This is a genomic window from Pseudomonas sp. NPDC089392 (assembly GCF_044749595.1).
In the GTDB taxonomy this organism is placed as follows: domain Bacteria; phylum Pseudomonadota; class Gammaproteobacteria; order Pseudomonadales; family Pseudomonadaceae; genus Aquipseudomonas.
Map to the genome: position 1 here is coordinate 333,879 of NZ_JBIVIF010000004.1, position 11,333 is coordinate 345,211.

Below are 11,333 nucleotides of genomic sequence, written 5' to 3' on the forward strand. Positions count from 1 at the left end.
CTCGGCTCCAGGCTTACAAGGCCTTCACATCGAGGATCTCCACCTCGAAGCTCAGGGTCTTGCCAGCCAGTGGGTGGTTGAAGTCGATGGTCACCTGCGCGTCATCGAAGGCCTTGACCACGCCCGGCAGCTCGGCGTTGGCAGCATCGTTGAAAATCACTAGCAAACCTTCAGACAGCTCCATGTCGGTAAACTGCGAGCGCGGCATGACCTGCACGTTCTGCGGGTTAGGCTGGCCGAAGGCACTCTCCGGGGCCACGGTGACCGTGCGCTTGTCCCCGGCCTTGAAGCCAAAAAGCGCAGCCTCAAAGCCCGGCAGCAGGTTGCCGTCGCCGACCTTGAACACGGCCGGGGACTTGTCAAAGGTGCTGTCGACGGTGTCGCCGTTTTCCAGGTGCAGCGCGAAGTGCAGGGTGACTTCGGTGTTCTGGCCAATGCGGGTGTCAGTCATGGACCGGATCCTCGGACTTCTTGCTCTTGAACATATCCAGCGCCAGCATCACCGCACCAACGGTGATGGCGCTGTCGGCCACGTTGAAGGCCGGGAAATAATGGCGGTTCTGCCAGTGCACCAGGATGAAGTCGACCACATGGCCCAGCACGATGCGGTCGTACAGGTTACCAATGGCCCCACCCAGCACCAGCGCCAGCGCCACGGCCAGCCAGGTCTCGTTGCGCCCCAGGCGCTTGAGCCACACCACCAGCACGGCACTGACCACCATGGCAATCAGGGCAAACAGCCAGCGCTGCCAGCCGGCGCCATCCGCCAGGAAGCTGAACGCGGCACCGGTGTTGTAGGCCAGGGTCCAGCTGAAGTAGTCAGGGATGACGACAATCTGCTGGTACATGGTCAGGGCATTGTTGAAATACAGCTTGGTGGCCTGGTCGACGACCAGGACCAGCAAGCTCAGCCAAAGCCATGCAAGGCGCCCGAAGCGCCCTGCTGCAGGGTTAGGCATAGTGGCGCACCTCACCGGAACCGGTCAGGTTGTCGACGCAACGGTTGCAGATTTCCGGGTGCTCCGGGTGGCTGCCAACGTCGGCGCGGAAGTGCCAGCAACGGCCGCACTTGGCATGGCCGGACTTGACCACTTGCAGCTTCAGGCCTTCGACTTCGGTGGCCACGGCTTCGGCTGGAGCCTGGGCGAATGGCACAACGCTGGCGGCCGAAGTGATCAGCACGAAGCGCAGCTCGTCGCCCAGCTTGCCCAGGTCGGCGCTCAGGCCTTCGTCGGCATACAGGGTGACTTCGGCCTGCAGGTTGCCGCCGATGACCTTGGCGGTACGCTGGTTTTCCAGCTCCTTGTTGACCGATGCCTTCACCGCCATTACGCGGTCCCAGTAGGCGCGGTCCAGCTCGGTGCCTTCCGGCAGCTCGCTCAGGCCTTCGTACCAGCCGTTGAGCATGACCGACTCGTTGCGCTCGCCCGGCAGGTACTGCCAGATTTCGTCAGCGGTGAACGCCAGGATCGGCGCGATCCAGCGCACCAGTGCTTCGCTGATGTGGTACAGCGCGGTCTGGCAGGAACGGCGGGCGACACTGTTGGCGCCGGTGGTGTACTGGCGGTCCTTGATGATGTCGAGGTAGAAGCCGCCCAGCTCTTGCACGCAGAAGTTGTGCACCTTGGAGTAGACGTTCCAGAAACGGTACTCGCTGTAGTGCTCTTCCAACTCGCGTTGCAGCAACAGGGTGCGGTCCACCGCCCAGCGGTCCAGCGCCAGCATGTCTTCCGGAGCGAGCAAGTCGCGGGCCGGGTCGAAGCCGGACAGGTTGGACAGCAGGAAGCGTGCGGTGTTGCGGATACGGCGGTAGGCGTCGGCGCTGCGCTGCAGGATCTGCTCGGAAACGGCCATTTCACCGGAGTAGTCGGTGGCCGAGACCCACAGGCGCAGGATGTCGGCACCCAGGGTATTGTTGACCTTCTCCGGCTCGATGGTGTTACCCAGCGACTTGGACATCTTGCGGCCGTTTTCGTCCACGGTGAAACCGTGGGTCAGCAGCTCGCGGTATGGCGCGTGGTTGTCGATGGCGCAACCGGTCAGCAAGGAAGAGTGGAACCAGCCGCGGTGCTGGTCGGACCCTTCCAGGTACAGGTCGGCGCGCGGGCCGGTGGCGTGACCGATGTCGTGCGAGCCACGCAGCACGTGCCAGTGGGTAGTGCCCGAGTCGAACCATACGTCGAGGGTGTCGGCGATCTTGTCGTACTGGTCGGCTTCCGCGCCCAGCAGTTCGGCGGCGTCCAGCTTGAACCAGGCTTCGATGCCTTCCTGCTCGACGCGCTTGGCCACCGCTTCCATCAGCTCGACGGTGCGTGGGTGCAGCTCACCGGTCTGCTTGTGCAGGAAGAACGGGATCGGCACGCCCCAGTTGCGCTGACGCGAGATGCACCAGTCCGGACGGTTGGCGATCATCGAGTGCAGGCGCGCCTGGCCCCAGGCCGGAACGAACTTGGTTTCTTCGATGGCCTTGAGGGCGCGCTCACGCAGCGGCTCGCCAGTGCTTGGCTGCTTGTCCATGCCCACGAACCACTGCGCGGTGGCGCGGTAGATCAGCGGGGTCTTGTGGCGCCAGCAGTGCATGTAGCTGTGGCTGATGGTTTCGGTGTGCATCAACGCACCGACTTCGCTCAGCTTCTCGACGATGGCCGGGTTGGCCTTCCAGATGAACTGGCCGCCGAAGAATGGCAGCGACTCGACGTACACACCGTTGCTCTGCACCGGGGTGAGGATGTCATCGTTGACCATGCCGTAGCGCTTGCAGGTGACGAAGTCGTCTTCACCGTAGGCTGGCGCGGAGTGCACCACGCCGGTACCGGCGCCCAGTTCGACGTAGTCGGCCAGGTAGACTGGCGACAGGCGGTCGTAGAACGGGTGACGGAAGTTGACCAGCTCCAGCGCAGAACCCTGGGCGGTGGCGATCACCGAGCCTTCCAGGTTGTAGCGCTTCAGGCACGACTCGACCAGCTCTTCAGCCAGCACCAGCAGGCGCTCGCCGGTATCGACCAGGGCGTACTTGAACTCCGGGTGGATGTTCAGGGCCTGGTTGGCCGGGATGGTCCACGGGGTGGTGGTCCAGATCACGATGGCGGCAGGCTTGACCAGCGAGGCCAGGCCGAAGGCGGCGGCCAGCTTGGCGTCATCGGCAACCGGGAAGGCTACGTCGATGGTCTGCGATTTCTTGTCGGCGTACTCGACTTCCGCTTCAGCCAGGGCCGAACCGCAATCGAAGCACCAGTTCACCGGCTTCAGGCCCTTGAACACGAAGCCTTGCTTGACCATCTCGGCCAGGGCGCGGATTTCACCGGCCTCGTTGGCGAAGTTCATGGTCTTGTACGGGTTGTCCCAGTCACCCAGCACGCCCAGGCGGATGAATTCAGTCTTCTGCCCTTCGATCTGCTCGGCAGCGTACTCGCGGCACAGCTCGCGGGTGCGGTCGGCAGACAGGTGCTTGCCGTGGGTAACCTCGACCTTGTGCTCGATCGGCAGGCCATGGCAGTCCCAGCCCGGCACGTACGGCGCATCGAAGCCGGCCAGAGTCTTGGAACGGACGATCATGTCCTTGAGAATCTTGTTCAGCGCATGACCGATGTGAATCTTGCCGTTGGCATAGGGCGGGCCGTCGTGCAGGACGAACTTGGGACGATCCTTGCCAATTTCGCGCAGCTTCTGGTACAGGCCAATGCTGTCCCAGCGCTGCAGGATCTGCGGTTCGCGCTGAGGCAGGCCGGCCTTCATGGGGAAGGCGGTGTCCGGAAGGTTAAGCGTGGCTTTGTAGTCGGTCATTTCAGGCTCTTCGTTAGCGGTTGAGCGTGCCAATGTGCACGTGCGGCGGCGATATCCGCATCGATCGCCGACTTCAGCGCCTCCAGGGAGGCGAATCGCTGCTCTTCACGCAGCTTGTGGTGGAACTCCACCGTCAGGCGCCGGCCGTAAAGGTCGCCGGCATAGTCCAGAAGATGAATTTCCAGGTGCGGGCGCCCATCACCGGCAACGGTGGGGCGCACGCCGATATTGCCGACACCCGGCCAGGCCTTGCCGTCGATTTCGATGCTGGCCAGGTAGACCCCGGACAGCGGCACGCGGCGGCGCTTGAGCTGGATGTTGGCGGTAGGTGTGCCGAGCTGGCGGGCCAGCTTCTGGCCATGCAGCACGCGGCCAGTGATGCGGTACGGGCGGCCCAGCAGGTGCTCGGCCAGTTCGAAGTTGCCTTCGCCCAGGGCCTTGCGCACCTCGGTGCTGCTGACCCGCAGGCCGTCCTGGATGACCGTGTTGGCGGCCTCGACGGTGAAACCGTACTGGTTGCCAGCGTCGACCAGGAAGGCAAAGTCGCCGGCGCGGTCGCAGCCAAAGCGGAAGTCATCGCCCACTTCGAGGTGGCGCACGCCCAGGCCGTCGACCAGGATGGCCTTGACGAAGGCATCGGCGCTGAGCTTGCTCAGGCGCTGGTTGAACGCCAGGCACAGCACCCGATCGATGCCTTCGGCCGCCAGCAGCTCGACCTTGTCGCGCAGGCGGGCCAGGCGCGCAGGCGCGGTATCGGGGGCGAAGTACTCGCGTGGTTGCGGTTCGAAGATCACCACGCAGGTCGGCAGGCCCAAGGCCTGGCCGCGCTCGCGCAGGCGCGCCAGGATAGCCTGGTGGCCGCGGTGAACCCCGTCGAAGTTGCCAATGGTGGCGACACAGCCCCGGTGCTCGGGGCGCAGGTTGTGAAGACCTCGAACCAGCTGCATAACGCGCTTCTTGCTCATAAAGTGGCCGATTATAACCACACCCGGGCGCTGGTGACAGGCAGCAGCGCCCAAGGGCGGCGTGGAAAGCGAAAAACCGACGCCTGACCCGCCCGATGCCTTAGTGCAAGGCCTTGCGGGCGAAATGCCGGGGCCGGAAGCCGCACAGGTACAGGCAGCCGAAATAGGTCACGACGCCAGCCAGGATCAGCGCGCCCAGGCGCACGAAGCGCTCAAGCATGATGCCCTGCTCCCAGGCCGGCATATAGTGCATGCCTGCCAACAGTACTGCCGACATCAGCGTAACGGCCAATACCAGCTTGAGCAGGAACATTGCCCAACCTGGCTGAGGCTCGAACAACTGCTGAGTGCGGAGCTTCCAGAACAGCAGGCCGGCGTTCAGGCAGGCACCGAGGCTGATCGCCAATGCCAGGCCGGCATGCGCGAGTGGGCCGACCAGGGCAAGGTTGAACAGCTGGGTGCAGACCAGGGTAAATACCGCAATCTTCACCGGCGTGCGGATATTCTGCTGCGCATAGAAGCCGGGTGCCAGTACCTTGACCAGAATGATCGCCAGCAAGCCTACGGAATAGGCCATCAACGCCCGCTGGGTCATGGCCGCATCAAATGCACTGAACTTGCCATATTGGAACAGGGCCACGGTCAGCGGTTCGGCAAGAATGGCCAGGGCCATGGTGCAGGGCAATACCAGCAGGAAGCACAGGCGCAGGCCCCAGTCGAGAATCCGCGAGTACTCCTCGCGGTCCTTGTTGGCGTAGGTCTTGGCCAGGGTCGGCAGCAAAATGGTACCCAGGGCCACGCCTAGCACGCCGGAAGGCAGCTCCATGAGGCGGTCGGCGTAGTACATCCACGACACCGAGCCGGCCACCAGGAAGGAAGCGAAGATGGTGTTGATGATCAGCGAGATCTGGCTCACCGACACCCCCAGAATCGCTGGCAGCATCTGCTTGAGCACCCGCCATACCCCCGCATCACGCAGATTCAGGCGTGGCAGCACGAGCATGCCGATTTTCTTCAACGCCGGCAGCTGGTACAGCAACTGCGCCAGGCCACCGGCCAGCACGCCCCAGGCCAGGGCCATGATCGGCGGGTTGAAGTATGGCGTGAGCAGCACGGCGAAGGCAATCATCGCCACGTTCAGCAGGGTCGGGGTGAAGGCCGGCACCGAGAAACGGTTCCAGGTATTGAGGATCGCCCCGGCCAGGGACGACAGCGAGATCAGCAATATATAAGGAAATGTCACCCGCAACAGGGCGGTGGTCAGCTCATATTTTTCGGCGCTGTCGACAAAACCCGGGGCCGTTGCCCACACCACCCAGGGCGCCGCGAGAATGCCGATGGCGGTTACCAAGGCCAGGACCAGGGTCAGCAAACCACTGACATAGGCGATGAAGGTACGGGTGGCCTCCTCGCCTTGCTGGGTCTTGTATTCGGCCAGGATCGGCACGAAAGCCTGGGAAAACGCCCCTTCAGCAAAAATGCGTCGCAGCAGGTTGGGCAGCTTGAACGCGATGAAGAAGGCGTCTGTGGCGACGCCAGCACCAAAGATGCGGGCCAGGATGGTGTCGCGAATAAAGCCCAGCACCCGCGAAATCATGGTGATCGAGCTTACTGCAGCCAGGGATTTGAGCAGGTTCATCGAAAAGATTCACGCCAAGGGCTAGAGGACGCTGCCAGACAGCATCCGAATGTGCGATACTCCCGCGCCTTCGCAGGGAGCCAAAAATTCCCGAGTGTACAGGTCGCGCAGCAGAAAGGAATATTTCCCTCTTGTTGGCGCACCGCTCGGCGGAACCTTGCAGGTGGCCTTGACATCCGCTCGACTGATCGGCATGATTCGCGGCCTATTTTGTTTGCTATTTACCTAAAGTCTTTCGAGGAGCTCGACGGTGGCCAACACACCTTCCGCCAAGAAACGTGCAAAACAGGCTGAGAAGCGTCGCAGCCACAACGCCAGCCTGCGTTCCATGGTTCGCACCTACATCAAGAATGTAGTTAAAGCCATTGACGCAAAAGACGCCGAAAAAGCGCAAGCCGCTTACGTTCTGGCTGTACCTGTAATCGACCGTATGGCCGACAAAGGTATCATCCACAAGAACAAGGCTGCTCGTCACAAAGGCCGTCTGAATGGCCACATCAAGGCGCTGAAAGAAGCTGCAGCTGCCTAAGCGACGCGCTAGTCGAAAAACCGACCCTAGGGTCGGTTTTTTGTTGCCTGCGATTTGTATACCGGCCCGATCCATCACCGCGCCGCTTTTTGTAGGAGCAGCCTTGTGCTGCGAATGGGCTGCAAAGCAGCCCCAGGGTTTCAGCTAGCTGCGGATTCAGCCAGGGCTACTGCGTAGCCCATTCGCAGCACAAGGCTGCTCCTACAAAAAGCACAGGGCCGCGCTTGGCGGCCCTGCTTTTACATTACTTGGCTATCTGAATCTTCGGCGCCCACTGCAGCCATTCATCCTCGGCCTTGTCGAACAAGGCAAAGGTCTGCTGCGGCCGGGCCGGGTTACCCATCTGTTCACCATCCGGTGTGGCAAAGGCGATACCGCCGTCGATCATGGTCTCCACCGACTCGGTACGCACCGTAGCCCCCTTGAACAGCCCCCAGTCGAAGCCGAAGCCACTGCTGTTCCAGAAGCGGCTACCACTGCGCACCAAGGCCGCATAGCGTGGCTCGATAAGGATATGGATCAGCACGCGGTCAGCGCTCTGACCCAGCTCGAACCCGGTCACCTTGCCCACCGCAACCTCACGGTACGTCACCGGCACACCCGGCTTGATCGAGCCTCGGCGCGGGGCACTGAGCGTCAACGGCAGGCCGACTTCCGGCCCTGCCACCTGCGGGGCATCGGCCAAGGCGATGAAATCACGCTGCGGGCCACGGTCCTTGGTGGCCGGCTGCACTTCCAGGTACTGCCCGCCCACCAGGGTGTCGAGATTCTGGGTACGCACCAGGCCAAAGGCTGGCTTGACCACCCAGAACTGCGTACCAACGCGAGCGATACGGTTAGCCGCTTCGGTAATACGCGCCCGCAACAGCACCGCCTGCAGGTCATCGGTCAGGTCGACGCTCTCGATACTGCCCACATCCAGGCCGCGGAAACGGATCGCCGTGCCTGGCTTCAGGCCATCGGCACGCTCCACGCGAATGGTGATCAACGTACCTGCGCGGTTGACCGCCTCCTGGCTGTCATGTAGGCGGAAGCGCGGAATATGGCGTTTGAGCGCCACATCGGGCCGTGGCGTGTCGAATGCGATACCGCCGGCCATCAGGGTTTGCAACGACTCACTCTTGATCTTGATGCCCGACAGGCCGCCGGTCAGGGTAATGCCACTGACGTTCCAGAAGCGCGACGAACCGTTGACCAGCTTTTCGTACTCCTTCTCGATGTGTACACCGATCAGGATACGGTTGCTGTTGCGGGCGAACTGGTAGCTCTGCACGCTACCCACCTTCACCTGGCGGTACATCACCGGGCTGCCGATTTCCAGCGAGCCCAGGGTGTCGGCGAACAACACCATGTGCAGGCCCGGCGCCTTGAGGTCGAGCGGCGGAGCCTTGGCCCGGGCCTCGAACTCACGCTCCGGCCGCTGCCCCTTCTCACCGGGGCGAATGGCGATGTAGTTACCTTTGACCAAGGCTTCCAGGCCGGTGATACCCGCCAGCGAAATCGACGGTTTGACCACCCAGAACTGCGTACCTTCGACCAGGTAATCCTCGGTCAACGGGTCCAGCGTCAGCTCGGCCGAGGCACTGCTCAGGTTATCTTCCATCTTCAGGGCTTTCAGCGAGCCCACCTGGATGCCCTTGTACATGACCGGCGTACGGCCCGCCTGCAGGCCTTCATAATCTGTCAGCTTCACCTTCACCCGAATACCCGCCTGGGCGGCGTCAAAATCTTCATACAGGCGGAACGGCAGGCTTGGGTCGGTGGGCGGGCTGTCCTTGCGGTACTCCGGCGTGGCAAAGGCGATACCACCGGCCACGATGCTCGACAGCGACTCGCTACGCACTTTCACACCCGAAAGCGAAGCATCGATGCTGACGCCGCTGGCGTTCCAGAAACGCGTGTGCTTGCGCACCAGGCTGGCGTAGGCCGGCTCGATGAAAACTTTGACTTCAACTGTGCTCTGGTCTTCGGAGAGGCGATAGCTTTTCACCCGGCCAACCTGGATCTGCTTGTAGAACACCGGGCTGTCACGATTGAGCGAACCCAGCCTGTCGGCCTTGAGGGTCAAGTGCAGGCCCGGCTCGGTGTCAGAAAGCGGCGGCGCCACCTTCAAGGCGGTAAAACGCTTGGTGCGCTCCCCCTCCCCCGGGCTGACAGCGATATAGTTGCCTGACACCAGCGTTTCCAGGCCGGAAATTCCCGCCAGGCTGACACTCGGCTTCACCAGCCAGAAGCGCGTGCCTTTGGTCAGGTGAGGCTCGGCGGCCTTGTTCATCTCGATAGTGGCGATCACCCCCTGGTTCTCGCCCTTGGCGTCGAGCACCAAGCTCTTCACCTTGCCAACCGACATGCCCTTGTAGATGACCTCGGTCTTGTTGGCGACAATACCCTCGCCCGACTCGAAGCGGACTTCAATTTCCACGCCGGCATCACGGTAAGCCTGCCAGGCGAGCCAGCCACCAATCATTAAGGCAATCAAAGGCAGGATCCAGATGGCCGACCAGTTCGAGGCTGGGCGGGTTTTAGCCGTTGGCAGGTCACTCATGGTCGTCATCCGACTCCGTGTTATCCCAAATCAGTCGGGGATCGAAAGTTAAAGCGGCAAGCATTGTCAGGATCACCACAGTTGCGAACGCGACAGCGCCCAGGTTGGCTTCGACACTGGCTATTCGGCCGAAATTCACCACCGCCACCAGAATGGCGATGACGAAGATATCGAGCATGGACCAGCGCCCAATGAATTCGATGAAGCGGTACATCAATATTCGTTGCCGCGCCGAAAGCGGCTGGCGACGCTGAACGGAGTACAGCAGCAAGCCGATACCCACCAGCTTGAACGTGGGCACCAGGATACTGGCAATGAACACCACGGCAGCAATGGGCACCATGCCATGCTTGAGCAAGGTAATGACGCCGGACATGATCGTGTCAGGGCTGCCTTGGCCAAGGGTGCTCACGGTCATGATCGGCAGCATGTTGGCCGGGATGTACAGGATCGACGCGGCAATCAGCAGCGCCCAGGTCCGCACGATGCTGTTCGGCCGCCGGGCATGCACGATAGCGCCGCAGCGTGTGCAGGTTTGCGAAGTGCTGCCCGGCTCTTGCCGGTTCAGCTCATGACATTCATTGCAGACCAGAATGCCTGCATCAATCGCCCGCATGCAGGTCCTCCCCCGAAAGCGCACTCCAGATCTGGTGCGGTGACATCACCACTTCAAGCCAGACCTGGATCAATAACAGGCTGATAAAGCAGAACAGCCCCAGGCCCACGGTCAATTCGGCAAGGTCCACCAGTTTGACGATGGCCACCAGCACCCCCATGAAATAGACCTCGAGCATGCCCCAGTCACGCACGTGGTGATAAATGCGGTAGAACACCAGGCCATAGTCCCGCCCTACGTTCAGACGGATGCTCAACAGCACGGTCAACTGGCATAACAGCTTTACCAAGGGAATGGCCATGCTGCACAGGAACACGACGACGGCGACGCCGCGCATTTCCGAGTTGTACAGGCCCAGCACGCCGCTCCAGACGGTGTCGTCTGAAGTCTGGCCAAGCAAGTGCAGCTGCATGATCGGCAGGAAGTTGGCTGGAATGAACAGCAACAGGGCGGTCAGTACCAGGGCCAGGCTGCGGTTGACCACATTGTGCCGGTGGGCGTAGAGCTCGTAGCCGCAGCGTGGGCATTGGGCTTTTTCATCATGCTGGAGCACGGGCTTGCGCAGCAGCAGGTCGCATTCGTGGCAGGCGACAAGCTCGTCCAGCGGCAACTGGGCCAGTGATTCAGGATCTACAGAATTGGACATATAGCGCTTCTGAATAGGTGCGTGGGCCTATTCTAGTGTTCTGGCTCGATTTGTGGGAGGACATCGCCTTCCAGGCTCGTATGCCAGCATGCTCGCGAACCCTGTAGGAGCGGCCTTGTGTCGCGATCGGGCGCGCAGCGGCCGCAATCCAGGCGACGCGGTTTGCCTGGCAGATCGGGGATGCAGGTTTTACGGCCGCTGCGCGCCCGATCGCGACACAAGGCCGCTCCTACAGGGGACCGCGCAAGAACGAGAAATTATTTTTTCACCAGAAAGACAAAACCCCTACCTGCATGTGCAGATAGGGGTTTTGCGAAATGAATCTTGACGATGACCTACTCTCACATGGGGAAACCCCACACTACCATCGGCGATGCATCGTTTCACTGCTGAGTTCGGGATGGGATCAGGTGGTTCCAATGCTCTATGGTCGTCAAGAAATTCTGTAGCCAGAATGTCCAGATGGACAGCCCAGCGAATTCGGACATGTGAATTTGTGGTTGCGAACTTTCGGTTCTTTCGTCTTCACCACCACAATTTGGCTTCGTGCGCAAATTGCTTGGGTGTTATATGGTCAAGCCTCACGGGCAATTAGTATTGGTTAGCTCAA

9 protein-coding genes and 1 rRNA gene are annotated in these 11,333 nt (G+C 61.5%); 1 reads left to right on the forward strand and 9 read right to left on the reverse strand.

Annotated elements, in window-relative coordinates; translation table 11 throughout:
- Positions 1-13: 13 nt before the first annotated feature.
- The 5 genes from fkpB to murJ form a co-directional block, all read right to left on the reverse strand.
- Positions 14-451 (reverse strand): FKBP-type peptidyl-prolyl cis-trans isomerase, encoded by a 438-nt coding sequence (gene fkpB / locus ACIP1G_RS06855; protein WP_400734913.1) that lies wholly within the window; start codon positions 449-451, stop codon positions 14-16.
- The gene (gene lspA, locus ACIP1G_RS06860; protein WP_400734914.1) at positions 444-959 is read right to left on the reverse strand and encodes a signal peptidase II; all 516 of its coding nucleotides are present in this window, start codon (positions 957-959) and stop codon (positions 444-446) included. Before lspA ends, fkpB begins: the two co-directional genes overlap by 8 nt.
- Positions 952-3,783, reverse strand: a complete 2,832-nt coding sequence (ileS, locus tag ACIP1G_RS06865) for an isoleucine--tRNA ligase (protein ID WP_400734916.1) — start codon at positions 3,781-3,783, stop codon at positions 952-954. The genes lspA and ileS overlap by 8 nt, the downstream gene beginning before the upstream one ends.
- Positions 3,780-4,730 (reverse strand): bifunctional riboflavin kinase/FAD synthetase, encoded by a 951-nt coding sequence (ribF, locus tag ACIP1G_RS06870; RefSeq protein WP_400734918.1) that lies wholly within the window; start codon positions 4,728-4,730, stop codon positions 3,780-3,782. Before ribF ends, ileS begins: the two co-directional genes overlap by 4 nt.
- Positions 4,731-4,848: 118 nt before the next feature.
- Entirely contained in the window at positions 4,849-6,387 is a 1,539-nt protein-coding gene (gene murJ, locus ACIP1G_RS06875) for a murein biosynthesis integral membrane protein MurJ (protein WP_400734920.1), read from the reverse strand.
- Between the two features lie 250 nt (positions 6,388-6,637).
- Here murJ and rpsT point away from each other — a divergent pair, with 250 nt between their 5' ends.
- On the forward strand, positions 6,638-6,916 hold the full coding sequence (gene rpsT / locus ACIP1G_RS06880) for a 30S ribosomal protein S20 (protein WP_003247625.1): 279 nt from the start codon (positions 6,638-6,640) through the stop codon (positions 6,914-6,916).
- A 244-nt stretch (positions 6,917-7,160) separates the two neighbouring features.
- Here the strand turns inward: rpsT and ACIP1G_RS06885 are convergent, their stop codons facing one another.
- The 4 genes from ACIP1G_RS06885 to rrf form a co-directional block, all read right to left on the reverse strand.
- Entirely contained in the window at positions 7,161-9,461 is a 2,301-nt protein-coding gene (locus ACIP1G_RS06885; protein WP_400734921.1) for an MlaD family protein, read from the reverse strand.
- On the reverse strand, positions 9,454-10,077 hold the full coding sequence (locus ACIP1G_RS06890; protein WP_186689420.1) for a paraquat-inducible protein A: 624 nt from the start codon (positions 10,075-10,077) through the stop codon (positions 9,454-9,456). Before ACIP1G_RS06890 ends, ACIP1G_RS06885 begins: the two co-directional genes overlap by 8 nt.
- Positions 10,064-10,723 (reverse strand): paraquat-inducible protein A, encoded by a 660-nt coding sequence (locus tag ACIP1G_RS06895; RefSeq protein WP_400734923.1) that lies wholly within the window; start codon positions 10,721-10,723, stop codon positions 10,064-10,066. Before ACIP1G_RS06895 ends, ACIP1G_RS06890 begins: the two co-directional genes overlap by 14 nt.
- Before the next feature lie 322 nt (positions 10,724-11,045).
- Positions 11,046-11,161: ribosomal RNA gene (rrf, locus tag ACIP1G_RS06900) — 5S ribosomal RNA — on the reverse strand.
- Positions 11,162-11,333: the final 172 nt, after the last annotated feature.

Coding starts and splice junctions, on each gene's coding strand:
- fkpB (WP_400734913.1), bottom strand. CDS start 451: ATGACTGACACCCGCATTGGCCAGAACACCGAAGTCACCCTGCACTTC.
- lspA (WP_400734914.1), bottom strand. CDS start 959: ATGCCTAACCCTGCAGCAGGGCGCTTCGGGCGCCTTGCATGGCTTTGG.
- ileS (WP_400734916.1), bottom strand. CDS start 3,783: ATGACCGACTACAAAGCCACGCTTAACCTTCCGGACACCGCCTTCCCC.
- ribF (WP_400734918.1), bottom strand. CDS start 4,730: ATGCAGCTGGTTCGAGGTCTTCACAACCTGCGCCCCGAGCACCGGGGC.
- murJ (WP_400734920.1), bottom strand. CDS start 6,387: ATGAACCTGCTCAAATCCCTGGCTGCAGTAAGCTCGATCACCATGATT.
- ACIP1G_RS06885 (WP_400734921.1), bottom strand. CDS start 9,461: ATGAGTGACCTGCCAACGGCTAAAACCCGCCCAGCCTCGAACTGGTCG.
- ACIP1G_RS06890 (WP_186689420.1), bottom strand. CDS start 10,077: ATGCGGGCGATTGATGCAGGCATTCTGGTCTGCAATGAATGTCATGAG.
- ACIP1G_RS06895 (WP_400734923.1), bottom strand. CDS start 10,723: ATGTCCAATTCTGTAGATCCTGAATCACTGGCCCAGTTGCCGCTGGAC.